Raw genomic sequence first — 24,940 nt, 5'->3', positions numbered from 1 at the left:
AAGGAGGACTCGCTGTGCGCGCTCACGACGAACGGCTTGCGGAGCAGGCCCCGGAGCGGATGCGCCGTGCGGGCACTGTGCGCGCGGGCGAGCCGCACGCCTCGCCGCTCGCCGCCCTGTCCGACCTGCAACAGACGGCCGGCAACACGGCGGTGGTCCAGTTGGTGACCGCCCAGCGGATGCTCGGCCGGCAGCCGCGCGAGAAGCGCAAGGCGGTCTCCGACTCGCAGTACGGCAACCGACCGGTGTCCAAGCGGCAACAGGTCCAGCAGGGCTTCGACCCCGACGCGCCCCGGGCCGCGGAGCTCCCGAGCCGGGGTCCCAGGGACGAGGTCATCTGGAGCGGCACCCGGGACGACATCGGATTCACCGACACGACGACGACCGCCGTGCTGGCCGCGGCGAATCCGCAGGTCGCGAACGGGCGGACCGAGTACGAGTGCGCGATGTGCGGCACACACATCCCCCAGCTCAGGGACGCGACGCCGACGGACGGCAACCGCACTGTCACCATCGACCACATCAGGGAGATCATCGCCTACGTCCAGGACAACGCCCGCGGGATCACCTGGCAGGTCGACGGCCGCAACGTCAGCGCGATCACCCGCGCGGAGGCGAAACGCTGGGCCAACGACGTCGACAACCTGCGCGTCCTGTGCGCCCAGCCCTGCAACGGCGGCGACCGAGCCGCCCACAGCGCCAGCCGTAATTACGACACGAACAAGGCGGTGTGGTGGGCGACTTAGGCGTGCCCGGGCCAGGCCGGATCACGGCGGACCTTTTCTCAGGAATGGCACCATGGCGCCCATGTTGAACTACAACCTCGCCGTATCCGAGGCAGATGACGCAGGCGTCCTGTCCGCGCTCGTGGCCGAGGGCGACGAGCTCGACGCCGTGGTCAGGGCCGTGGACGACTGGTCCTTACCGACGCCGGCGCCGGGCTGGACGGTCGCCCACCAGATAGCCCACCTCGCATGGTCGGACGCGAACGTACTCAGCGCCTTACGCACTCCGGACGCGTTCGACGCCGAGCTCGGGCGGGCCGAAGCCGAAGGCAGCGGGTACGCGGACAAGGCTGCCGCCGCGGGAGCGGCCAAGCCACGGTCGGTACTCCTGAACGAATGGCGGTCCGGTCGAGCGGAGTTGGCGGCGGCACTGCGCGACACGCGATGGGATCACGCATTCCCCTGGTACATGTCGCAGGTGACCCCGGCCCTGATGGTGCCCCTTCGTCTGATGGAGACCTGGGCACACGGGCAGGACGTCTTCGATGCCGTGGGCGTGGCGCACCGCCCGACGGATCGACTGCAACACGTGGCGTCGCTGGGGGTGTTGGGACGAGCGCTGTCCTTTGCCGCCGTCGGCCTCCCCGAGCCGGCGGACCCCTTCCGCGTCGAACTGACAGCACCTGACGGACGAACCTGGGTGTGGGGCCCCGAGGCCGCCGCACAACGGGTACAGGGCGACGCCATGGACTTCTGCCTGTGCGTCACCCGGCGCCGCCCTTGGTCCGAGACCGACTTGACGGCGACCGGCGAGGACGCGCAGAAGTGGTTGGAGGTGGCGCGCGTCTTCCTCTGAAGCGTGTCGGGGTGCCTGTCATGGGTCATGCGAGACGCGCGACGGTTGGGAGATGCCCTCCAGCGGCATCCAGCGTGGCACTGAGTCACCCCATGGCTGGACCAGCCCCAGTACGATCAACTCGTAGTCCCTCGGAGGTCACGAAGAGCAGGATCAGGTTCAGATCCACCCCGGCACCGCGGTCGCGGGCCTAGGCGCTACCGAAGCCTGGGATCGCCAGCAGCGCTCCCATGCGCCATAGCCCCGAGGGCAGGATCGTCGAGGGTACGGCGTGCGTGGCGATCCGCGCCCCGCGCTCCCTGACCGCCTTCGGCCTCACCTGCCCGGACAAGATCACTTCGTGCAATGATCCTGGTGGCGTGGTGGGCGTTGCAGGAGTCACCCTTATTCGTGGGGCAGCAGGAAAATGGCTCTCAGGATCACTTCCCAATAATCGCGAGCTTGCGGAAAGGGTTCCGGATCGATTTCTTCCAGTCTGAGTGAAAAATTGTGCAAATAGCCTTCGGTGCGTTCCTCGTCGGGCCAGTCCCGATCCTCGAAATCGTTGATATTCAACTGGATATGTTGCAAGAATTCGACGAACTTGTCCAGGCTGCTGTTGATCATGCGTGTGCCGGGATCACTCCACGAGATGACGTTCCCGGTGGCACCGTCGAGAAGGATGGTGCCGGAATTTGGCCCCGATCCAATAAGGAAAAAATCGTCCACCTCTGTGGTGTCGAACTTCCCGAGTCGGCGGATGAAATCCCTCATCGTGATAAGTTCGCTGCCGATGTCGCGAAAGAAGATCTCGTATGTGAGCTGTTCCGGGATTCCGACTTCGGTGAGGATGCGTTTGGCTGCTTCGTTCAGGACCTTCCCATTTACTTGCTCCGGGCTCGCCATCGTGATTGGAGTACCTTCTGGGGAGAACGCGGCGGCCAAGCTGTCGGCGTTTATCACTGTGCACTCCCTGCCTTCATGGCCTTCAGCTTCTCATCGACCTCGGCGGCAGCCTTCTTCAGGATGGCTGTTCTGGTCTGTAGTTCTACTTCCTGACTTGTTGACAACTTGTTTGACAGGTGGCTTTGATCGAGTACGTCCACCTTGATTTCCGAGCTCCGTAGAATGGCGAGTGCGAGCAATCCCTGCTCCCTCTTGTTCCTGATGGCGTACCATTGTTCGTCGCTCGGGTTGAGCGATTTTGTCTCGCTGTCTGTTCCCCAGTACCTATCTGGGTCCGCCGGAGAAAGCATACCGCCTTCTTCCTTTGGTTTCATCATGCTTTCGCCGAGGAACAGCTTGAACAACTGTTCGCGCTTCGCCAGCATTGATTCGGGGACGACTGTTGGCTTGGTTATGCTTCCTCCGGTGTTTCCGCCTTTGTAGAAAGTGGAGAAACGGCCGGTCGCAGCGACTTGATATCCCTCCTTCCTTAATTCCTCGACGAAGTTGGCATAGTAGTCGGCACATTTCACGCAGCAATTGTATCCAACGTGTATGTCCATTGCTATGGATACACTTTCGGGTGCCGCTCCTTGCTCATTCAGTGTTTTCTTTATGCTGTTCCAATACAGCTTCAGCCTGGCTATGACGGTCTCTTCGGCGTGAGAAACGTTGGATACCGTCGCTTCGCGACGGGCGGCCACCTTGGGTTTATTTTTCGAAGGGCCGAAGAGCAATCCTTGCTCGTTTTTGACGGTGAAGCTCCCGTTCGCCCATGCTGCACCGCCCTTTGTGGCCTGGTCGAACGAGAGGAGATGTTTCACGTTTGATGCGTTCGGGTTCCAGGCGAACTCCGGGCTGGGATGTTCCGGGTTGACCTTGGCTACGACGGAGAAGGAATCCGAGCCCCGCTTCTTTATTGAAAGACTCTTGAGTCCCTTCTTCTGCCATTTGGTGAAGACGGCATCCAAGGCGTTGTCCGCCCTGCCGGGTGACGTACCTGAGGTGAGTCGCTTGTAAGCGTCCTGTGCTGCTGCTGCTGCGATTTTCTCCTTCTCCTGCATAGTTGGTGAGCCGGGTGTTTCCTTCGAACTTTTTCCGCCGGGATCGCCATTTCCGTCTTTTTCGCGCCGTCCTCGATTTCTTATTTTGGCCCACAACTTCTTCGCCGCCTTCGCGATGAAGTCCACGATCTTGTCGATCGCCTTGTTGACCGGTTTGGCCACCGCGGTGAAGACCTGGCGGACCTTGCCGGCGAGGTTGCCGACGCCCAGCAGGGCGGCCAGGAAGCCGATGAGGACCGGGATCGAGGCGGCGAGGGCGCCCTCGATGAGGGCCGGGACGCCGCCTCCGCCGCCGTTGGCGATGGCGACGACCGCGTCCAGGATCGAGTTGACGAACTGGATGATCTGGCCGCCCTGGGTCACCACGAACGTGACGAGGTCGATGATGCCCTTCACCGCGCGGACGAATGCCGAGGCCGGGGTGAGCAGGGAGGTGATCCAGGTGATGCCGGCGACGATGACGGTGGGGATCAGGTAGGCGGTGAGTTTCTGGAGGATCGTCGACTTGAGGTCGCCGACGGACTCCTTGATGTGCTCGACGGCACCGGCCGGGCCCTCCTTCTGGATGGCCTGGGCGACGGGGACGGACTGTTCGGCCGCGGTGACCGCCTGGTCGGGGACGCCCTTGCGGGTGATGCGGGCGCGGATGTTGCCCCAGGTCAGCCCCAGCAGGCCGGCCAGGAGCTGGATGATGCCCTTGAGGTCGAACTTGGCGGGCAGGGCGAGCCCGGCGCCGGCCGCCGCGCCCAGCAGCCAGGAGATCAGGCCCTTCTTCAGGTGTTCGGCGATGTTGCCGACGAACTGGCGGAGTCCGGCGCCGACCGCGGTGACCAGGTTGCCGAGGAACCCGATGGGGTCCTTGATGATCTTCATTACCGCGGAGGCGGCCTTCGCCAGGACGCCGAGCAGCAGGTTCTTGAGTTCGATGATGGTCTGGATGACACCGACCACCGCGTCCTTGGCCTTGGCGATCAGGCCCTTGTTCTCCTCCTGGAGCTTCTTGATCTCGTCGTCGACCGAGTTCAGCGCCTGGGTGTACTTCTGGGCGAGGTCTTGGACCAGTTGGTCCGACTTCGCGTTGACGTCGGACTCCAGTCCGTCGAACTTCTCGGTGAAGTCCTTGGCGGCCTGACTGCCGAACTTCTTCAGGTCGGCGGGGAGTTTGTCGACCTCGGCCCTGAGCTCGGCCCGGCCGCGCGAGATGCGGTCCTTCGCCTTGCCGAGCTCGGCGCCGATGAGGTCGGCGATGGAGGAGATGACCTGCTGCATCTGCGCGACGTAGAGCTTGCGGGACTCCTGGAAGAGGGCGTCGGCCTCCGCCGGCAGGCCCGCGAACTTGTCCTTGACCCAGCGCAGTTTGCCGGTGAACCCCGAGTACCGCTTGTCCTTGTAGGCGTCCATCCGACGTTTCTGGTCCGCCGTGAAGGCGTCCCGCGCGGCCTTCTCACCGGCCGTGAACCTCTCGTCGACGAGCTTGTCCAGACCGGAGAGCGTCCTCTCCACATCCGTCTTGGTGCCGTCGAAGACCTTCTGCAAGCGGGCGGTGACCTCCGCGCGTCTGCGTTCGTCGGCGGACTTGGTGGAACTCTTGCCGCCGTCGACCTGCTTGCCGGTGGCGGTCCGGGCGGCGGCCAGGCCGGTCATGGCCTGGGCGCCGGCGGCCGCCGCGCCCTGCTTGGCGGCGGCGAGTTGCTTCGCCTCGGCGCCCCGGGCCTGTCCCGGCGCCGCCGCGGAGTGCTTCTCGCCCTCCTTCTTGGCGCTGAGGGCATGGGTGAACTGGGGCTCGTTGCTCCTGGCGAGCTGGTCCTCGGTGACCTCGGCGTCGGCCATCTGCTCGTTGATCTGACGTGGTCCGCCGGAGAAGTCGGTGACCGCGTCCGGCTGCCTGGCCGGGACCGCTCCCGCCGGGTTCGGAGTGCCGGGGACGGGCGGGGGAGCGTCGGGAGTGAGCGGGGTGACCGGCTTGTCCTTGGCCCGGGACAGGTCCGGGGCCGCGTTGGTGGTGGTGTCGATCTCCTTGGCGGAGGCGGCCTTGCCCTGGCTGACCTGGCCGCTGACCTGATCCTTGACGGCCGCAGCCTTGCCGGACCCGGAGAAGTGGTCGGCCTCGTCGAGGTTCTTCGGAGCCTGGGCCGCGATGGCCTGGTTGACGGCGGCGATGAACCTGGCCTTGTCGAAGGTGCCGGGCTTGGCGGCGTTCATCTTCTCGGCCTGCGCGGCCTTGCCCTGGGCCTGCTTGTCGTCCGGCGGGGCGACGGCGGCGTCCTGCGCGGCCTTCGACTCCGACGCGGCGGGAGCGTGCCGGGAGGCCGCGGTCTTCTTCGCCCGCACCTCGGACCGCAGGTCCTGGAAGGCGGGCGACGCGGACGGCGGCGGCTTGACCGGCGGAGCGGGGGCCTCCGCGGAGGACGGGGCAGGGGCGTTCGTGGCGGGCGGAGCCGCGGTCTGGCGCTGTGCGACCAGTCTGGCCACCGCCGCGTTCCCCGCCCGTGCCTGCAGCAGGCGCAACTGCTGCGGGGCGAGGCCCGCGGGAGGGGCGGTCTCGGGCCCGTCCGCCGTGGTGGGTGCGCCGGCTCCCTCGACCGTGGGCCGGGCCTGGGCCTGGGCAGGGGCCGCCGGACGGGCCGGCGGCGCGCCGGTCCTGGCGCTGGTCTTTTTGTCCGGCACCGCCTTCATGGCCGAAAGCGTCGGGGTTCGTGGCCACTCGTACACGAGGACGGTGGGTACGGCCGGGGGAAGGGCGGCCTGCCTCATCGGGCAGCGGGCTGTGCACCGCGGCGCGGCCCGACGACGCGTTCCGGGTGATCGAAACCGGAGTCAGAATCAGCTTCGGCCGCTGGTCAAGGAGGAGTGGGTATGCCGTCGTATCTGTCCCCGGGCGTCTACGTCGAAGAAGTGGAGGCCGGGGCACGACCGATCGAGGGAGTGGGCACCTCGGTCGCCGCGTTTCTCGGCTTCGCCCCGCAAGGGCCACTGAACGAGCCGACGCTCGTCACCAACTGGAGCCAGTACGTAGGTGTCTTCGGCGACTTCGTCGAGGGTTCCTATCTGGCGTCCGCCGTGTACGGCTACTTCGCCAACGGGGGCGGCAACTGCTACGTCGTCCGGATCGGCGGCAGCGGTGACGGCGTCCCGGGGCAGCTGCCGGGCGGGGCGGCCGCAGGGGCGGCGGGCGGTGGGTCCGCGGCCGAGGCGCTGCTCGGCGGGTTCCGGGTCCGGGCGCTGCCGGGCGTCACCGGTGAGATCACGGTCGAGGTCGGCGGGGCCGAGGGCGAGGCGCCGCCCGGCGAGGCGTTCAAGCTGGTGGTCAAGGTGGACGGGGAGGAGAAGGAGACCTACCCCTCGGTGTCCACCCGCCGCGGCAAGGACAACGTCGTCACCAAGGTCAAGGAGAAGTCGCAGCTCATCTCCCTGGAGGAGGTCAGCCGCGCCGCCGCGTCGACCAAGCCCGACACCGGTGCGGTCGTCCTCGCGGCCGGGGCCGCCGCGGCCCCCGCTCCGGCCGGGTCCGGCACGGTGGCGCTGTCGGCCGACGACTACATCGGCGACGCGGACCAGCGGACCGGCTTCGGCGGCCTCGAGGCCATCGACGAGATCACGATGGTGTCCGTGCCCGACCTGATGAGCGCTCACCAGCGCGGCATCCTGGACGCCGAGACCGTCATCTCGGTGCAGCAGGCACTGATCGCGCACTGCGAGCTGATGGGCGACCGGGTCGCGATCCTGGACGCTCCCCCCGGGCTGTCGCCGCAGCAGATCAAGAACTGGCGGATGGACACGGCCGGCTTCGACTCGAAGTTCGCGACGCTGTACTACCCGTGGATCAAGGTCTTCGACCCGTCGGTCGGCCGCAACAGCTTCGTCCCGCCGAGCGGGCACATCGCCGGTGTGTGGGCGCGCAACGACGCCTCGCGCGGTGTGCACAAGGCGCCGGCGAACGAGGTCCTGCGCGGCGCGGTCGGCCTCCAGACGCAGATCACCAAGGGTGAGCACGACCTGCTGAACCCGATCGGCGTCAACTGCGTCCGTGCCTTCCCGGGCCGCGGCATCCGGGTGTGGGGTGCCCGCACCCTCTCCTCCGACGCCGCCTGGCGCTATCTGAACGTACGTCGACTCTTCAACTACCTTGAGGAGTCGATCCTGACGGGCACCCAGTGGGTCGTCTTCGAACCGAACGACGACGCCCTGTGGGCACGTATCCGGCGCACCATCTCGGCGTTCCTGGTCAACGAGTGGCGCAAGGGCGCGCTGTTCGGGCTGACCCCGGACGAGGCCTTCTACGTCAAGTGCGACCGGGAGACCAACCCCGCCGAGAGCATCGATTCCGGCCAGGTCATCTGCGAGGTCGGGGTCGCTCCGGTCAAGCCCGCTGAGTTCGTGGTGTTCCGGCTGGCACAGCTGTCGGGCGGCACGGGATCGGTCGACGAGTAGCAGGGCGGCAGGCGGGTCACGGCCCCACGGCAGTGGGGCGCCCGCCGATCGGTCCCGGGGCGGTGGAGAACCGCCGTTCCCCACACCAGATGAGCCATGGAGGCTGGGATGGCACTTCCCGATCTTGACAGTTCTGTCGGCCACTCCTTCGGGCTGGAGTTCGACGGCGTGGTGATCAAGCAGATCACCGAGGTCAGCGGTCTGAAGATGGAACAGGACGTCATCGAACTCAAGCAGAACACCGCGGACGGAAAGTACGCGATCAAGAAGCTGCCGGGCCGGCCCAAGGCCGGCGAGGTCACCGTCACCCGCGGTCTGACCGAGGACAACAGCTTCGAGACCTGGATCAAGTCGTCCCGGTTCGGGAAGATGACCGACGCCCGCAAGAACGGCGCGATCATCGTCTACGACTACGAGGGCAGCGCGATCAAGCGTTACCAGCTGGTCAACGCCTGGCCGAAGTCGCTGGAGATCGGCACCCTCAAGGCGGGCGACACCTCCGTCCTCACCGAGAAGCTCTCGATCACGTACGAGAGCATGGAAGTTGAGTGATGCGCAGGTCCATGCCCGCCCAGACGCGGCAGGCGGCACCGCCGCTCCCGGACGTACCGGGGCAGGAACACACCGGGGCACCGGGCGAGAGCGGTGCGGGGCGTGACACGCTCCGCACCGAGTTCGCCTTCGAACTGCCCCGGGGGTACGTGGACGACTCCGGCACCGTGCACCGGCACGGTGTGATGCGGCTGGCCACCGCCCGGGACGAGCTCATCCCGCTGCGGGACGACCGGGTGCGGGAGAACTCCGCGTACCTGTCGGTGGTGCTGATCGCCCGGGTGATCACCCGGCTCGGCACCGTCGAGGACGTCCACGCGGGCATCGTGGAGGACCTGTTCGCCTCGGACCTCGCGTTCCTCCAGGACTTCTACCGGCGGATCAACGCGGAGGGCCACACCCGCGCCGCCGTCACCTGCCCCTCCTGCCAGGAACACTTCGCGGTGGACCTCGCCGGGGGCCGCCTGGGGGAATCGTGACGTACGCGGTCGAGCGCCTCTACGAGGAGATCGCGTACCTGGCCTACCACTTCCACTGGCCGCTGGAAGAGCTGCTCGATCTGGAACACCCCGAACGGCAGCGGTACGTCGAGCAGATCGCCCGTCTCAACGGGCGGTGAGAGGACACCGAGATGGGACTGCTGTCCTGGCTGACGAGGAGCGGTGACGGCTCGCGGGGCGCCATGGAGCCCGGCACGCGAGCGGGCGCCGACGCCGGGACGACGTCCCCCGCCCCGGAGGCGGCGACGGACACGGAGGTCACGGCCGACTGGCGGTCGGCGCCTCCCGTGCAGCGGGCGTTGAGCGCGCCCATGGGGCTGGTCAGCGACCCCGGCGGGTTCGGCCGGCGGCTGGGCACCTGGCAGGACCCGACGGTCACCGGACCGCTCGGCCATCTGGTCAGCACCCAGGCGCCGTCCGGCGTCGGCCACGGACTGGCGGAACCCACGTTGCCGGTGCAGCGGACGGGCACGGGCCCCCGGGCGCACACCTTCGACGTACCGCGAGGCGGGCAGGACCCGGCGTCGGCGTGGGCGGGCGAGCCCGGTGCGGTCTCGGCCGTCGCTCGCGGGGCCGGTGACCGGCGGGGCGATGCCTCAGGAGCCGTGGACCGGCCGGGTGACGCGCACGGCACGGACGGCCCGGTCGTCCTGCGATCGGTGACCCCGGTCGGGGACACCGCGCGGCACCCGGACCACGGGTCGGCCTCGGGCTCTCCCGGACCGGCGCCGCTTCCCCTCGTCCCGCTCCAGCGGATCACCGTCGCGTCGAGCGGCCCCGGGCCGGACTCGGCACCGCCCGCCCCACTGATGGTCATGCGTGTGCCGTCCGCCCCGGCGGCTCCCGCACCCGCCCGCCCCCTGGTCGTCGCTGAGCCACCGGACCTACCTGCACGGGAGCTCACCGCGGCATTTCCGGCCCCGCCGGACGAGCACCCCGGCCCCCTGGCCCCGGACGCGCCGGCCGAGCCGGTCGCCGACCTGCTCGCCGCGCCCGGCCCGTCCGCGGGACAGGAGCGGCAGGACGCCGTCGTCCAGCGGACCGAGGCGCCGGGTACCACCGGATCGGCGGCGGTACGGGACACGGCCCCGCTCCCGCTCGCCGCGTCGCACCCCGGCACGCTCGCAGGCCAGGGAGGACCGGGCGCGGCCGTCCCCACCGCTCCCCTTGTCGGCGGCGTGGACGGCACCGGGCCTGCCGCGCAGCCCGTGGTGCAGCGTGATGTCGCGGCCCCGCCGCGTCCGCGTCACCGGGGGCTCGGCGAGCCGCTCTCCGCGCTGCCGCCCACCGCCCTGCCGCTTCCGGGCCCCGCGGCACCCCTGGCCGAATCCGCCGTGTCGCCTTCGGCCCCTTCCGTGCCGTACGTCTCGCGAACCGTGGCGGAGCCGCAGGCACCCTCGGCTTCCGAGGACCTGTTCGTCCCGGACGCTCCGGCGGTGCCGGACCTGATGGCGGGCCCGGCCGGGCCCGGAGCGTCGTCGCCCGGCGGCGAGGACACCGCGCCGCTGCTCGGCGACACGCCGCCGCTGACGACGGACCCGGTGGACCTCGGCACCGGCTTCTCGCCCGAGCCGGTGACGGGCTCCGGCACCGGATCCGTACAGGTCGGCCCCGGCCTCGCACCGGGCCTCCGCGCCGGATCGGGCCCCGCTGCGGGCCCGGGAGCGGACGCGGTTCCTGGTTCTTCTGCCGCTTCCGGTGGCGCCACGTCGGCGGGGCCGGTCGCGGTGCAGCGACTCGACGTTCCCGGCGGCCCGCCCCGGACACCCCCGTCGACCGGTGCGACGCCCCCGCCCGTGGAGGTCGGCCGGGCACCGCTGCTCGGCGACGCCTCACCGCTCGCGCTGAGCGACACGGTGGTGTCCGAGGCGCCCGGCCCGGGGGAGATGGTGACGGCCGCGACACCCATGCCGATGCGGCGGCTGGACGCCGTGGACGAGACCACGCTGCCCGGTGGGCCGTCCGGGGCGGGCATCGCTGCCGGGTCGGCCGACCGGGGCGCCGGTCCGGTGTTCCCGCTGGTGGCGCAGCGGTCGCTGCCCCTGTACTCCGTGCCGGCACCGTCCGCCGAGGCACCGGTCGCGGCCGGGCCTCCGGTCGCGGTGCCGGTCCGCTGGGAGCCGGTCGGGGGCCCGCGGTCCGTCCCTGGAACCGGCGGTTCCGCAGGCCGTGCCCGGTCCGCCGACGCCGCGGCCGAAGGCATCGGCAGGTCCGGCGGCCACGGTGGCCACGGCGGCCCTGGAGGTCCGGGTGGCTCCGGAGGCGGGCACACCGCGACCGGCGGTGGCAGCGGGTACCCCGACACCGCCTCCGGCCACGCGGGTGCCGTCGTGCAGCGAGTCATGAGCACCGGCGGCGCCGTGCCCTTCGCCTCGTCCGCCCGGTCCCACGGTGTCTCGGGTGTCCCCGGCGGATCCGGGCTCCCCGGCCGCCCGGGGCTGTCCGGACCCGCGGAATTCCCCGGCGCCCCCAGTGCGGTTCTCCCGGAGGCCGTCCTGCCCGACGGTGCCCCCCGGTCGTACCTCCAGGCGCTCCGGGATCCTGGCGCCCTCGGCCCGGCGGTCCCGCTGCAGCGGCTCGCGGCGGAGCCCGGCGTCGCCGCGCAGCCCGTACGCCGTTCCGCCCCGCCGGTGCCCACCTCGCCGTCGTTCCCGGCACCGGCGCCGTCGGTCTCCGCACAGCCCGAGGTCAGCGCGGGGGCCGCGGCGGTCGCCGCCGGGGTGGCCCGGTGGATGCCGGACGGCTCCGTGGAGTTCACCGGACCCTCCGTGCAACGCGCCGAACAGGGCGCGCCGGTCGGCGGGCCGCCCGCCGACCCGCCGGCGCAGCCCGAGCCGGACGGCCCACCGGCGGTGGAGCCGCCGGCGCCGTCGGCCCCGGCCGCCACCCCGGAGCAGGCCGGCGGCACGGGGGGCGCGCCCAAGGTCACGGACGAACTCGTCCGGGCCCTGTTCGCCCCCCTCAGCAGACTGCTCAGGGCGGAGCTGCGCATCGAACGTGAACGGACCGGTTCCTTGATCAACATTCGGCACTGACAGAGCACCGACAGAGCACCGGCACCGACAGAAAGGCAGGGCATCGGATGTCCATCACCCAGGACCCGGCGGTCTCGGTCTGCTTCGTCGTCACGATCGACGGGATCGAGCTGGGCTCGTTCAACACCTGTGAGGGGCTGGGCTGCGAGGTGGTGATCGAACCACGCGAGGAGGGCGGGAACAACGGCCATGTCTGGCAGTTGCCGACGCGTCTGAAGTACCCCAACGTCAAGCTCTCCCGGCCGTTGACCCGGGACACCCAGAAGGTGGCCAAGTGGTTCGCCAGCATGACCACCGGGTTCGCCCGCAAGACCGCGCACATCGAGGCGCGTACCGGCGACGGCGTGATGGTCGCCCGCTGGGGCCTGCTGGAGGTGGTGCCGGTGCGCTGGACCGGGCCGACGTTCAACCCCGAGTCGCCCAAGGTCGCCACGGAGACCATCGAGATCGCGCACCACGGCTACATGATGGAGCCCGGGGCATGAGCGGGCCCGTGGCGTTCAGCGCGGCGGGCGGCGGCGCGAAGTCGGCGTCGGCCGCGGGCGGCAACGCGCGGCCCAAGCTGGAGCACGCCTACCTCGAACTGCGCACCCCGCCCTCGGGCGGCAGCCTCACCCCGGGCGGACCGTGCGGCCGGATCGACTTCCAGTTCAATCCCAAGGAACTGAGCCTGGGCAAGTCGGCGTCCTGGAAGCGCACCCCGGCCAAGGGAGCCAAGAGCGCGGGCCCGCCGGAGTACCAGGGGCCGCAGCCCAGCAAGCTCACCGTCGAGATGTTCTTCGACGCCAGCGACACCCAGGACACCAGTGTCGTCAAGGCGGTGGAGAGCCTGTTCGCCTGCTGCGTACCGACCAACGAGACCCGGCAGGCGCAGCGGTCCTCACCGCCCTGGGTGGTCTTCCACTGGGGCGGCATCACCGGCTTCCCCGGCTACGTCAGCCAGGTCCAGGTCAAGTACACCCTGTTCACCACGTCCGGAGTGCCGATCCGCGCGGTGTGCCAGGTGACGATGGAGGAGATCAGCGGGGAGACGGCCGGCCAGAACCCGACCTCGGGGGCGCTCACCGCCCGCCGGGTCCACCGGCTCCGGGCCGGTGACACGCTGCAGGGCCTGGCCTGGGCCGAGTACGGCGACGCGGGGGCCTGGCGGGCCATCGCCGAGGCCAACGGCATCGACGATCCGATGCGGCTGGCCGAGGGCCGCGAGCTGCTGCTTCCCGCGGCCGACGAACTGGACACCGTGCCGGGCGGGGCCGCGCAGCCCCTCGCCTCCGGGGCGGCCGGCGGACGGAAGGCCCTCTGATGGCCAATGACACCGTGGCCAAGGTCCTGGTCGTGGAGATCGGCGGGACCAGGCTGCCCGCCGACCTCGCCAACAGCCTGGTGGACGGCTACGTCGACGACAGCCGGACGCTGCCCGACACCTTCATGCTGCGCTTCCGCGACCCCAGCAGGGTGCTGATCGACAAGGCCGGCATCAAGATCGGCTCCGAGGCGCGGCTGCTGGCCTCGTCCGGCGCGGGCGGCTCGCCCAAACCGCTGCTCAAGGGCGAAGTCACCGCACTGGAACTGGACTTCGACGAGACCGGCACGTTCACCGTGGTCCGCGGCATGGACAAGGCGCACCGGCTCTTCCGGGGCCGACGGGTCGCCGCCTACCAGAACATGACCGTCGCGGACATCTGCCGCCGGGTCGCCCAGCGGGCCGGGCTCTCGACAGGGAAGATCGACGTCTCGGGACCGGTCCTCGAACATGTCGCCCAGGCGAACCTCTCCGACTGGGACTTCGTCCGCGACCTGGCCGAGGACGCCGGAGCGCAGGTGTTCGTGATCGACGGCGCCCTGCATGTCACCAGCCCCACCGAGGCGTCCGACGCGCCCGGCGCCTCGGCCCGCGCCGACCGGGACCCGCTGGTGCTGGAGCTCGGGAAGAACCTGCTGCGCTGCCGGGCCGGGGTGACCGCCTCCGGGCAGGTCTCCCAGGTCCAGGTGCGCGGCTGGGACACCAAGACCAAGCAGGCCCTGGTCGCCACGGCGGACGCGGGCCGCACGGACGCCGTCCAGCTGGGCATCGCCCCGGCGGACGCGGCGAGCCCCTTCGGCAAGGCCGACCACCTCGTCACCGACAACACCTACGGCGCGCAGGCCCGCGTCGAACAGGTCGCCAAGGCGCTGGCGCAGCGGATCGCCGGGTCGTTCGCCGAGATGGAGGCGGCCATCCAGGGAAATCCCGAGGTCCGGGCCGGCGGCGCGGTCGCGCTGTCCGGGGTCGGCGCCCCGTTCGAGGGCCGGTACACCGTCACCTCCTCCCGGCACGTCTTCGACGCCCATCGCGGCTACGAGACCTGGGTGACCGTCTCCGGCCAGCAGGAACGCTCCCTGTCCGCGCTGGCCGGCGGCGCCACGGGCCGGGCGGGCCGGGTCCCCGAGATGGACGGCGTGGTCGTCGGGGTCGTCTCCGACACCAAGGACCCGGACAAGCTCAGCCGGGTCAAGGTGAAGTTCCCCTGGCTGTCCGAGGAGTACGTCAGCGACTGGGCCCGCTGCGCGCAGACCTCCGGAGGAGGGGGCAAGAACGGCAAGGGGACCTCCGCGTTCGTCCCGGAGGTGGGCGACGAGGTGCTGGTCGGGTTCGAGCAGGGCCGGCTCGACCGCCCGTACGTGATGGGCTGCCTCTTCAACGGGCAGGACAAACCGTCCACGGCCAGCGGCGAGCTGATCGACGGCACCAGCGGCGCGGTCAACCGGCGGACGTTCTCCTCCCGCAGCGGCAACCAGCTCGAACTGCTCGACAACGCCTCCGGCCCGCAGGGCGTACGGATGGTCACCGGCGACGGCAAGCTCACCATCGACCTCGACCGCAAGGGCACCAAGATCATCGTGCACAGCGACGGCACGGTGGAGATCGACGCCAAGGACAAGGTCACCGTCAAGGCGGGCAACGGCGCGCTGATGGACGCGGGCAACGGCACCCTCGAACTGACCGGCAAGTCGGTGAAGGTGACCGCCCAGACCGGCGTCCAGGTGGACGGCGGCAGCGGCCAGGTCGGGCTCACGACCAGCGGGGGAGTGGAGGTGAAGGGCAGCCAGGTCGCGGTCAACGGCACCGCGCGCACGGAGATCAAGGGCGGGGCGACCTGCACGATCAACGCGGGCCTGGTCCGCATCAACTGACGGTGCGTCACTGGGCGAGTACGACACCCGGCACGACGGCGACCGGCCGCACGAGCGCACACCCCACGACCGGTCCCGGTACGACGAACAGACGATCAACAGCGAACAGCGAACAGCGAACAGCCGCAGACGACGAACAGCGAACAGCCGACGAAAAGGAGCCTCCCCCATGCCACCCGCCGCCCGCGTCGGCGACCCCACCGGTCACCCGGGGACGGTCGGCCCGCCCGGCGCGCCCACCGTCCTCATCGGGGGCATGCCCGCCGCCACCGTCGGCACCACCCATGTCTGTGCCTTCCCGCCGCCCGCGGTGCACCCACCGTCCGTGATCATTCCGCCGGGGTGCCCCACCGTACTGATCAACGGCAGGCCCGCCGCCCGCATGGGTGACACCGCCGCCTGCGGCGCCCCGATCGTCGCGGGCTGCCCGACCGTACTGATCGGCGGGTGAGCGGCTGATGGGCCAGCAGTTCGTCGGCGCGGGCTGGGCGTTCCCGCCGCGCACCGACGCCACCGGAAGCATCGCCCTGGTGCGCGGCGAGCGGGAGATCGAGGAATCGATCCGGCTCGTGCTCGCCACCTCCCCGGGGGAGCGCCCCATGCGGCCGGAGTTCGGCTGCGCCATCCACGACTACGTGTTCGCCCCCGCCGACGCCGGCACGGCGGGCCAGATCGCCTACGAGATCCGGCTCGCCCTGGACCGCTGGGAGCCGCGGATCGAGGTCGTGGGCATCGACGTCCGGTTCGACGCGGTGGAGGACGGCGTGCTGTACATCGACATCAGCTACACCGTGCGCGGCACGAACGACCCCCGCAACCTCGTGTTCCCGTTCTATGTGATCCCCGCGCACGAGGAAGGTACGGGTCGGTGACGCTGCCCAGCCCCAATCTCGACGACCGGCGTTTCCAGGGCCTCGTCGACGACGCCAAGCGATTCGTCCAGCAGCGGTGCCCCGAGTGGACCGACCACAACGTCTCCGATCCGGGCGTGACCCTGATCGAGGCCTTCGCCACCATGGTCGACCAGCTCCTCTACCGCCTCAACCGGGTGCCGGAGAAGAACTACCTGGCCTTCCTCGACCTGATCGGCGTCCGGCTGCACCCGCCCACCGCCGCCCGCACGGACGTCACGTTCTGGCTGTCCGCGCCCCAGCCCGAGACCGTCCGGGTCAGGGCCGGCACCGAGGTCGCCACCGTGCGTACCGAGACCGAGGAAGCGGTGGTGTTCACCACCGTGCGCGATCTGTCCGTCGTGCCGTGCGGGCTGGCCCGGCTGGCGACCTGCCCCGGCGGCGGCGAGGCCGCCGACCGTACCCAGGAGCTCGCCCTCGGCCGCGACGTGCCCTGCTTCGACACCCGGCCGGCTCCCGGCGACGCCCTGTACGTCGGTCTGACCAACCCCGTCCCGACCGGGGTCGTCGTGCTGCGTCTGGACTGCCGGGTCGACGGCGTCGGCGTCGACCCGCGGCGCCCGCCGCTGCGCTGGGAGGCCTGGGACGGCACGGCGTGGGCGCGCTGTGACGTCGAGGAGGACACCACCGGCGGCTTCAACCGCCCCGGCCAGGTGGTGCTGCATCTGCCGGCCGGCCACGCGGAATCCACGATCGCCCGCGGCAGCGCGGGCTGGCTGCGCTGCCGGCTGATCTCCGCCGAGCCGGACCAGCCCACCTATCTGCAGTCGCCGACCATCCGTGAGGCCGAGGCCTTCACCATCGGCGCCACGGTCGAGGCCGTGCACGCCGAGACCGTGACGGACGAGGTCCTGGGCCTGTCCGAGGGCGTGCCCGGCCAGTCCTTCCACGTCGCCCGGCCGCCCGTGGTCCCCGGCGACGAACCGTTCGTCGTGGAGGTGGCGGACGGCTCGGGCTGGTCGCAGTGGCAGCGGGTGGACGACTTCGCCCAGTCGGGCCCCGGCGACCGGCACCTGACACTGGACCCGAACTCCGGCCGGGTCGACTTCGGCCCGGCCGTCCGCGAGCCGGACGGGACGGTCCGCTACTACGGCGCCGTACCGGCCAAGGGCACCCCGGTGCGGATCCGCTCCTACCGGACCGGCGGCGGCAGCCAGGGCAACGTGGCCAGGGGGACGCTGCGGATGCTGCGCACCTCGCTGCCGTTCGTCGCACGGGCCGAGAACCGGCGGGCCGCCGTCGGCGGGGTCGACGGGGAGAGCGTGGAGAGCGCCAAGGTCCGCGGCCCCATGACACTGAGCACCCTGCACCGGGCGGTCGTCCCGCGCGACTACGAGGTGCTGGCCCGCGAGGTCGCCCCGGACGCGGCGCGGGTCGCCTGCGTACCCGCGGGAGAGGGCGAGGAGGGCGGCGTACGGCTGCTGCTGGTGCCGGCCGTGCAGGGCGACGCACAGGGACGGCTGCGCTTCGACGACCTGGTGCCGCCCCGGGAGACGCTGCGCAGCCTCGCCGACTACCTGGACCAGCGCCGCCCCATCGGCACCCGGCTGGTGGTCGAGCCCCCCTACTACCAGGGTGTCACCGTCGTGGCGTCCGTACTGGCGGCCCGCGGTGCGGCCGCCGACCCGGTCCGCACCGCGGCACTGGCCGCCCTGTACGGGTACTTCAACCCGGTCACCGGAGGCCCGAGCGGGCAGGGCTGGCCGTTCGGGCGGCCGATCCACGCCGGTGAGGTGTACGCCGTCCTCCAACGGGTGCCGGGCGTCGACCTCGTCGAGGACGTCCGGCTCTTCCCGGCCGACCCGGTGACCGGGCAGCGCGCCGAGCCGGTCGCCAGGATCGTGCTCGACCCGCACGCCCTCGTCTTCTCCTACGAGCACCAACTCCGAATGCGGGAGGCCTGAATGCGCGGAACAGTCGAGGGACTGCCCACGCCCCATCCACTCATCTACCAGCTTCCCGCCGTGTACCTGGGAGAGGACTTCATCCAGCGGTTCCTCGGGGCGCTGGACGACGTGCTCGCGCCGGTGCTGCTGACCGTCGACAACCTCCCCGCCCACCTCGACCCGCGCACCGCCCCGGAGGACTTCCTGGAGTGGACGGGGCAGTGGGTGGCCGCCGACCCGGCCCCCGGTCAGCCGGCCGGACAGCGCCGGGCCGCGGTCCTCGGGGCGATGGAACGGCACCGCAGACGGGGAACGCGAGGCGGACTCGCCGAAGCCGTACGACAGGAGTTCGGCACGGAGGCGGAGATCGAGGAGACGGGCGGCACGTCGTGGTCCGAGACGGCGCGCAGCACCCTGCCCGGGCCGCCCGGTGCCGTGCCCCGGGTCACCGTACGGGTGCGGGTGGCCGACCCGGACGCGGCGGGCGCGGAGCGGCTGCGGCGGCTGGTGGCCGGTGAGGTGCCGGCGCACGTCGGGTACGAAACGGAACTGCTGCCCCTGAAGGACACGGCATGAGCGGCCCCGGCGAGAAGATCTGCCCGAACTGCGGTCACCACAACGCGCCGGACGCGGCGTTCTGCGCGTCCTGCAACGAGTTCCTCGAGTGGGAGGAGAGCGGCACCGGATCCGCGGGCGTCGGCCGGACCACCACACCGGCGCCCCGCGCCGCCGTCGCGGAGCCCGCGCTCTCCGGCCCGGCCGTGCCGAGCCCCGCGGCCCCGAGCCCGGTGACACCGGCCACCGTGACACCGGACGCCTCCGCTTCCGGGCCGTCCGCCCAGGCGGCCGCCGCTACCGGGCCGGAGCCGGCAACAGCCCGGACCGCTCCCTTGCCGCCCCGGCCCGAGACGCCGCCAACCGTTCCCGCACCGGAGCGGACCGTCCCGAGTCCGGCGGTCCCGCTCGCCTCCGCCGCCCCGGCCGAACCGGTCCGGCCCGGAGCGTCGGCGGAACGCGGGGTCTCCGGCACCGTACGACGGCCCGGTGAGCGGCCGGCCGACCCGGACGACGTGCCCGCGTCGCCGGACACGCAGGACACCACCGCGCCCCGCCCGGTGCCCCCGGCCGACGATCTGATCTGTGCGGCCTGCACCCAGGCCAACCCGCGTACCCGCACCCTGTGCCTTCGCTGCGGCGCCGTGCTCGGCGCGGCCGTGGTGCAGGAGGAGCGGCTCTCGTGGTGGGCGCGACTGCTGCGCCGGTTGCGCCGCCGCCCGCCGCGTCCGCTCGCGGCGGGGCAGCGTCCCCGGGTCCGGGCCTGGCGACGGCCGAGCCTGGCGATCCCGATCACACTGGTCCTCCTGCTCGGCGGCGGCTACCTCGCCAAGCCCCACCTGAGCGGCCTCATCGACAGCCTCCGCAACAAGACGGCCGAACCCACCCCCGTCAACCCGAAGTTCGCGCAGGCGTCCAGCCACCTCAAGAACCACGGGCCGAACCTGGCCTTCGACGGGGCGAACAACACCTACTGGGCGCCCGCTTCGGGCGGCGCGGGCACGGGGGAGGCACTGGAGGCACGCTTCGAACAGCCCGTCACCCTCGAGCAGCTCATCATCCACACCGGGGTGTCGGTCAACAAGGACGAGTTCCTCAAACAGGCCAGGCCGTCCGTCATCGACGTCGAGCTGGGGGAACAGGGCGGCAAGGTCGAGAAGAAGCAGCTCAAACTGGAGGACAAGCCGGGACCGCAGACGCTGGACCTCGAAGGGAAGAACGTCAGCACGGTGCGGTTCGTCGTCCGGTCCTCCTACGGGGCCGAGGCGAAGAACCGGCACACGGCGATCCTGGAGGTCGAGTTCTTCGGCCTGCGACAATGATGCCGGTCCGGGACGCCCGGTGCCAGGGCGTCCCCCTCGTGACGGTGTCCCGTCCGCGATGCGCGGCGGAGCAGGGGGCCGACGGTCGCGCGTCCCTGCGCCCGCCGCTACATCGGGTGGGAGAGCATGCCGGACGGCGGGATCCCCAGGGAGGCCAGCATCGCCGAGTAGCCACGACGGGCTCGCGCACTGTCGGCCGCCAGACCCGCGGCGTCGCACGCCCGGATCAGCACCCGCCACGCGGCGTCACGGTGCCCGTCGATCTCCAGGCAGCTCTCGGCGGCCTCCGCCGCCTCCACGGGCCGGCTCTGGTCGAGACGTATCTCGGCCAGCGCTACGGCCGCGTTGGCCGCTTCCCGGCGCAGCCGTTCCCGGTCGGCGACCACCCACTCGGCCTGTCCGTCCCCGGGCAGCAGCTCACCCGCGTACTGGTCCAGAGCGGTGCGGAACGCCTCGGCCGCCTCCTCCGGCCGCTTCTGCGCCCGGGATCTTCGGCCGTCGCGCACCGCACGCTCGAAGGCCGCGACATCGCTCACGTCACCGGGCGCCAGCACCAGCCGGTAGGAGTCGCCCTGCCGCGTGATGAGCCGCGAACCGCCCCAGGGGCGTTCCGGTTCCAGGAAGGAACGCAGACTGGAGATCGTCACCTGGAGGTTGTGCAGGGTGGACGGGGTCGTCACTCCGTCCCAGAACGCGAGCAGCAGATGGTCACGGTGGACCGCCTGCCCGGCCCGTACGGCGAGCAGCCGCAGCACCGCCTGGGCCCTGGGGCGCAGTTTGGCCCAGTCGGGCGCGCGCCCGGCCAGGGTGAACTCGAAGCCGCCGAGGCAACGCACCGTCAGACCCGGCACCGACGGCGCTTCATGGGTGCTCGGGGACGCGGTGGTGTGCTGCCCGCCGCCTCTGGTTCCCCCGGCCGCCGCCGCGCCTTCCCCGGCCGGGCCGGCGGGGGACGCGAGGGCGGTGAGCCAGGAGCGCAGCCCTGGCACCGGAAGTCGCGCGGACCGGGCCGTCGACCAGGCGGCCTCCTGCAACTCGGTCCGGTTCGCCGCGTCGGGCGTCGCCATGGCCATCGCGCCGATGGCCAGCGCGCGTGCGCCGGGTACGCCCGCCGACCGGGCGAACGCTTCCGCCTGGGCGGCGCGCTGTTCCGCGTCCGGCAGTTCGCGCGCGGCCTCCACGACGGCGAGGGCGGCCCGGCCCCACGCCTCCAGCGTGCCCCAGCCCAGTGCCCGGAATCGCCGCACGACCTCCTCCAGCTCGCCGATGCCGGGGCGCCCCCGCCACACCGAGCGCAGGCACACGGCCGCTGCGGCGAGCGCCGCCCCTTCGGCGTCGCCGAGCCGGGTGAACTCCTCCAGCACGACGGCCGGCTGTCCGGCATCCTCGGGGTGAGGCCCCAGGCCCAGCAGGCACCGGGCGGCTCGGCTCAGCCACAGCAGGTCCAGCCGTTCGGCGTCGTACGCGATCCGTTGGAGCTCCGGGTAGGGGACCGGCCCGGCCGGGCCTGCGGCCAGCACGGCCAGCGTCACCCGTACCAACTGTCCGGACAGTACGACCAGGGCGTCCTCCGTCGCTTCCGCCAGGGCCCGGCGCACGGTGTCACCGGCCGTCCCGTCACCGGACAGGGCGGCGGCGACGCCCTGGACCAGGAGGGCGGCGGAGCCGGCCCCGGTGCCGTGCCCGTCCGAGCGGCCGGGGAACAGGTCCGGGGTGCCTGCGACGACGGCGCGCAGCGGCCCGGTCCAGTCGGCGGTCCCGAGGCGACGGCGCACCGCCGGAGACGGCGGGTCCTGTTGATCGCTGCCACCGGCACCGGCACCGATCCGGTCGCGCAGCCGCGCGAGCTCGACGTCGGTCACCGTATGGGTGAGCCGCGCGCGTAGACATGCGCGGAGCAGGGGCTCGGCGACGTACGTGTGTCCGTCCGGGGCGGCGCGCAGGACCCCGTGCTCGTGAGCCAGGCAGTACAGCATCTCGGCGCTGTCGGCCCTGCCGGTCAGCGCGTCGCAGGCCTCGGCGGTGAGCCGGCTCAGCAGGCAGGTCTCCGTCAGAAAACGCCCGAGACGGCCGGGGAGCGGGGCGAGCACCTCCTGCTCCAGGTACGCGCGGCCGAACAACCCGTCGGCCAGGATCTGCTCCTGACCGGCGTCGGGGTCGGCCGCCACGGCTCTGCCGAACAGTCTCAGCATCGCGGCCCGGCCGCCGGTGGCCCGGACCAGGGGCACCGCGATTCCAGGGCGCAGAGCCGTGCCGTACAGACGCGGGAACAGATGCTCGACCTCCCAGGAGCGGAAACGCAGCGCGTCGGCGTTCACCACCGTCGCGCTCGACGCCTCCATCGCGGTGACCGGCAACCCGGTTGCGGGGCGCGTTCCGATCAGGACCCGTGGATGTGGCGGCGCCAACTGGCCGAGCCGGACCGCGAGCGTCTGCGCGGCCGGTGAAAGCAGGTGCATGTCATCAATGACGACCAGCCGTCCGGCCGCTCCGCTGTCCCTGCGCCGCGACCTCTGCTGGCTCACGCCGGACGCGCCGGAGAGCTCCGCCGGTGTGTCCGGCGGGTACCCGAGTGCGGTCAGCAGTTCCCGCTGGTCGGCGCCGGGCCGGGCCTGATACCACGTCACCGGGCCCGGGTGCGCCCTGGCCGCCTGCGCCAGCAGCGCGGTCTTGCCGAAGCCGGGCGGGGCGACCACCAGACCCGACGGGCAGTGGGTGAGCTGCTCGGTCAGCCGGCCTCGGGGCATGGTCTCGGAGGCCGGAATCCGGAACGTGGCCCACTGCTGAGCCGGTAAAAGACTCGTCATATATCTAATCCCCGTATACTGGACACTCTGCTGCGAGTATCCCGTTTCGGCTATTTCTTCTTTTCTGCTGATTTTGATATTTCAATGCTTATCAGGTTACGGGATGTGGGGCTTGTGTGGCCATGGGGTGTCATTTTTGTGCTTTCCCTCGTCCGGAGTGCCCGGAAACGGCCGACGGCAAAGAAAGTGCTCTTCCAGGGCCGGAGGGGAGGGCCTCTGTGTAGCCGCAGGAGGGGGCCGTGCAGGACGACGTGGCGGACACGGAGGGAAATGTGGCGCGTTCCAGTCGCCGGTTGCCGCCTCACGGCGCCTGGAGGCGCTGCTCGACAGTCCTCCGGATTCCGTCACCTGTGCTGACCTTGCCGGTCGGGGCCGGTCGGGGCCGGTCGGACCGGCAACCCGGAAGCGGCCGAGGCTGAAAATCGCTACTGCGAGCGGGAACTGCCGACTGTGGAGGGCAAGGAGAACTCGTCGGGGGCGTCGCCGCATTCGTCACCCGCATCGGTGGGATCGACGCGGTCGGCATGGCCGACGCGAAGGGCATCCCGGCAAAGGTCATGGACGGCGATGTACCCGATGCTCTTCAGCGCCATTTCCGACAGGTCGTGGCCGAGAACACGGCGCCCCCGGTCCGGTTCGAGACGAACGGTGCAAAATCCGGCCACCCCCGGCAGGGGATTTCTCATCCGTGCGGTGCGGCGGAGTCCGCCAGGACCGCACGCCGTCCCCGCTCCGCCGGCCGAACCCGCCGAGAGGCTCCGGGGCAGGCCGGGGAGAGGGTCCGGTCGATGCCGGTCCGGGCGGCGGTGAGCGCGGCGAGGGCCGGAGCGGTGAGGCCGGCGGCCATGGCGCCGCGCAGCCGGTCGCGGCGCTTCACCGGGTCTTCTCCTTGGTCGGGCTCCGTGCCGGGAGCGGTGACGGATGTGGCCTCCGGGCGATCTGGCCGACCCGCTCGGCTTCCGGCGCGCGCTTCGGCGATGACGCGGCGCCGGCACCCGGCACTTTGTTCAGGGCATCAGTCCGGCAGGTGGTGCATTCGGTCCGGGCTCCGCTTTGCCGGGGGACACGCTGAGAGGTCACCCGCCAGTAGCCCAAAACCAAGCAGCTCGACTCCACCCGACTCGGGACGCTCGAATCCGGTCAGTGCAGAATGCTCACCGCTCGAGCGATAACCAGGAGGGACGTCAGGAGAGCGGCGACGCTCTGGATACTCATCAGCAGCTTCGCGCGCGTCGACAGGGGCATCGTGTCCGTCGGGCTGAATGCTGTCGAGTTCGTCACGGAGGTGTACAGGTAGTCCGAGAGGGTCGGAACCCAGTCGGAGGTGCCGCTCGCGCCGTCGGCGACCTCCTGCACCGCGTCGTCGTTCTCGTCCTGCGAAAAGCGGAAATCGGCCAGTGGCAGATCGCGCCGAGGCGCCTGGGTGCGTGCGACGGGGCCGCCCCGGTCCAGTTCCCAGTAGGCGAGCCCGAACGCGATGATGTTGGTGAGCCAGACCTGGAGCGCGGCGACCAGCAGGGAACGGCCGTCCTTCACATCGGCGTGGACCAGTTCGTGAATGAGGATCCCCAGGGCCGTGAGGTTGCCGACCGCGATGAGGAGTACGAGAACCACGGAGAGGACGCGGAAGGACGTGGTCTGCCGGGTCAGCCGCTTGGGGTTGATCGCGACGAGCGGCACCAGAAGGAGCAGTTCCAAAGCGGGCAGCACATAGCGGGGTGCGACCAGGAGCTGTTGCGGCAGGGCCACGTACAAGGCGATGGCGACAAGTGTGGCGACCACCCCGGGCAGCCGTGCTTCACCGCGGCGTTCGTGCCTGGGGTGGTGCGTTCGGGCTTCGGCGCGGCCCTTCACCGTGGAGGATTCCCTTGTGTGCTGCTCGTCGAGAGGTACCGGATTGAGACGTGAGCGCATGATGCCGCCGAGGGTGTATGGATCCGGCCCCGGGCCGGACCGGGAACTGCGTTGTCGCATGGTCGAGTTCGCTGCGTCTACCCCGTCGAAGAGCGACTACGCGGTTGGAATCTCCGGCATTTCCCGGGTTGTCCCTCCACGCCCGGCGGGGCCGAGCGGACCGTGCGTCATGAAATCCGCGTACCGGGCCCGCCCGCGTGTTCGTCCGACCCGCTCGCGTCGGCGTGGTGCCGACTCCGCGGCCGCGGGCGTCGTTCCGTCCGGCGGACCGGGGCCAACTGGTG

21 protein-coding genes are annotated in these 24,940 nt (G+C 71.1%); 15 read left to right on the top strand and 6 right to left on the bottom strand.

Annotated features, from left to right (window positions below; genetic code table 11):
• Window positions 1-14: 14 nt before the first annotated feature.
• Window positions 15-746: a hypothetical protein gene (locus ACWC24_RS19680; RefSeq protein ID WP_450664101.1), complete on the top strand. Its 732-nt coding sequence runs from the start codon at window positions 15-17 to the stop codon at window positions 744-746.
• 61 nt (window positions 747-807) lie between these two features.
• A complete protein-coding gene (locus tag ACWC24_RS19675; RefSeq protein WP_450664115.1) occupies window positions 808-1,581 on the top strand; it encodes a TIGR03084 family metal-binding protein in 774 nt (257 codons plus the stop codon).
• A 384-nt stretch (window positions 1,582-1,965) separates the two neighbouring features.
• Here the strand turns inward: ACWC24_RS19675 and ACWC24_RS19670 are convergent, their stop codons facing one another.
• Window positions 1,966-2,523 carry an SUKH-4 family immunity protein gene (locus ACWC24_RS19670; RefSeq protein ID WP_450664100.1) on the bottom strand — a complete coding sequence of 186 codons (558 nt, stop codon included), beginning with the start codon at window positions 2,521-2,523 and terminating at the stop codon, window positions 1,966-1,968.
• The gene (locus tag ACWC24_RS19665) at window positions 2,520-5,900 is read right to left on the bottom strand and encodes a phage tail protein (RefSeq protein ID WP_450664099.1); all 3,381 of its coding nucleotides are present in this window, start codon (window positions 5,898-5,900) and stop codon (window positions 2,520-2,522) included. The genes ACWC24_RS19670 and ACWC24_RS19665 overlap by 4 nt, the downstream gene beginning before the upstream one ends.
• A 525-nt stretch (window positions 5,901-6,425) precedes the next feature.
• Here ACWC24_RS19665 and ACWC24_RS19660 point away from each other — a divergent pair.
• The 13 genes from ACWC24_RS19660 to ACWC24_RS19600 all read left to right on the top strand — a co-directional run bounded on the left by ACWC24_RS19660 (window position 6,426) and on the right by ACWC24_RS19600 (window position 19,935).
• Window positions 6,426-8,000, top strand: a complete 1,575-nt coding sequence (locus tag ACWC24_RS19660; protein ID WP_450664098.1) for a phage tail sheath family protein — start codon at window positions 6,426-6,428, stop codon at window positions 7,998-8,000.
• Window positions 8,001-8,108: 108 nt separating this feature from the next.
• Complete coding sequence (locus tag ACWC24_RS19655) at window positions 8,109-8,552, top strand: phage tail protein (RefSeq protein ID WP_152895158.1); 444 nt, start codon at window positions 8,109-8,111, stop codon at window positions 8,550-8,552.
• Complete coding sequence (locus ACWC24_RS19650) at window positions 8,552-9,031, top strand: hypothetical protein (RefSeq protein WP_450664097.1); 480 nt, start codon at window positions 8,552-8,554, stop codon at window positions 9,029-9,031. The genes ACWC24_RS19655 and ACWC24_RS19650 overlap by 1 nt, the downstream gene beginning before the upstream one ends.
• Window positions 9,028-9,171 (top strand): DUF6760 family protein, encoded by a 144-nt coding sequence (locus ACWC24_RS19645; RefSeq protein WP_099935404.1) that lies wholly within the window; start codon window positions 9,028-9,030, stop codon window positions 9,169-9,171. The genes ACWC24_RS19650 and ACWC24_RS19645 overlap by 4 nt, the downstream gene beginning before the upstream one ends.
• Window positions 9,172-9,183: 12 nt before the next feature.
• Window positions 9,184-12,087 (top strand): hypothetical protein, encoded by a 2,904-nt coding sequence (locus ACWC24_RS19640; protein ID WP_450664096.1) that lies wholly within the window; start codon window positions 9,184-9,186, stop codon window positions 12,085-12,087.
• A 47-nt stretch (window positions 12,088-12,134) separates the two neighbouring features.
• Window positions 12,135-12,572, top strand: a complete 438-nt coding sequence (locus ACWC24_RS19635; protein ID WP_152888584.1) for a phage tail protein — start codon at window positions 12,135-12,137, stop codon at window positions 12,570-12,572.
• Window positions 12,569-13,390: a CIS tube protein gene (locus ACWC24_RS19630; RefSeq protein WP_152888586.1), complete on the top strand. Its 822-nt coding sequence runs from the start codon at window positions 12,569-12,571 to the stop codon at window positions 13,388-13,390. The genes ACWC24_RS19635 and ACWC24_RS19630 overlap by 4 nt, the downstream gene beginning before the upstream one ends.
• On the top strand, window positions 13,390-15,261 hold the full coding sequence (locus ACWC24_RS19625) for a VgrG-related protein (protein WP_450664095.1): 1,872 nt from the start codon (window positions 13,390-13,392) through the stop codon (window positions 15,259-15,261). Before ACWC24_RS19630 ends, ACWC24_RS19625 begins: the two co-directional genes overlap by 1 nt.
• Window positions 15,262-15,430: 169 nt before the next feature.
• On the top strand, window positions 15,431-15,712 hold the full coding sequence (locus ACWC24_RS19620) for a PAAR domain-containing protein (RefSeq protein ID WP_450664094.1): 282 nt from the start codon (window positions 15,431-15,433) through the stop codon (window positions 15,710-15,712).
• A gap of 7 nt (window positions 15,713-15,719) precedes the next feature.
• Entirely contained in the window at window positions 15,720-16,133 is a 414-nt protein-coding gene (locus tag ACWC24_RS19615) for a GPW/gp25 family protein (RefSeq protein ID WP_152888590.1), read from the top strand.
• Window positions 16,130-18,076, top strand: coding sequence for a putative baseplate assembly protein (locus ACWC24_RS19610; RefSeq protein WP_450664093.1), 1,947 nt, complete (start codon window positions 16,130-16,132; stop codon window positions 18,074-18,076). Before ACWC24_RS19615 ends, ACWC24_RS19610 begins: the two co-directional genes overlap by 4 nt.
• Window positions 18,077-18,634, top strand: coding sequence for a phage tail protein (locus ACWC24_RS19605; RefSeq protein ID WP_450664092.1), 558 nt, complete (start codon window positions 18,077-18,079; stop codon window positions 18,632-18,634).
• Window positions 18,631-19,935, top strand: coding sequence for an NADase-type glycan-binding domain-containing protein (locus ACWC24_RS19600; RefSeq protein ID WP_450664091.1), 1,305 nt, complete (start codon window positions 18,631-18,633; stop codon window positions 19,933-19,935). The genes ACWC24_RS19605 and ACWC24_RS19600 overlap by 4 nt, the downstream gene beginning before the upstream one ends.
• A gap of 107 nt (window positions 19,936-20,042) precedes the next feature.
• Here ACWC24_RS19600 and ACWC24_RS19595 read toward each other — a convergent pair whose 3' ends face one another.
• From ACWC24_RS19595 to ACWC24_RS19580, 4 genes are all read right to left on the bottom strand, one after another.
• Complete coding sequence (locus ACWC24_RS19595; protein WP_450664090.1) at window positions 20,043-22,742, bottom strand: BTAD domain-containing putative transcriptional regulator; 2,700 nt, start codon at window positions 22,740-22,742, stop codon at window positions 20,043-20,045.
• 425 nt (window positions 22,743-23,167) lie between these two features.
• Window positions 23,168-23,428: a hypothetical protein gene (locus tag ACWC24_RS19590; RefSeq protein WP_450664089.1), complete on the bottom strand. Its 261-nt coding sequence runs from the start codon at window positions 23,426-23,428 to the stop codon at window positions 23,168-23,170.
• On the bottom strand, window positions 23,425-23,619 hold the full coding sequence (locus ACWC24_RS19585) for a hypothetical protein (RefSeq protein WP_450664088.1): 195 nt from the start codon (window positions 23,617-23,619) through the stop codon (window positions 23,425-23,427). The genes ACWC24_RS19590 and ACWC24_RS19585 overlap by 4 nt, the downstream gene beginning before the upstream one ends.
• Before the next feature lie 263 nt (window positions 23,620-23,882).
• The gene (locus ACWC24_RS19580) at window positions 23,883-24,524 is read right to left on the bottom strand and encodes a hypothetical protein (protein WP_450664087.1); all 642 of its coding nucleotides are present in this window, start codon (window positions 24,522-24,524) and stop codon (window positions 23,883-23,885) included.
• Window positions 24,525-24,940: the final 416 nt, after the last annotated feature.

It is taken from the genome of Streptomyces sp. NPDC001443 (assembly GCF_053597355.1).
The sequence above is the reverse complement of the archived record's forward strand: the minus strand, read 5'-3'. Positions and strand labels throughout refer to the sequence as shown.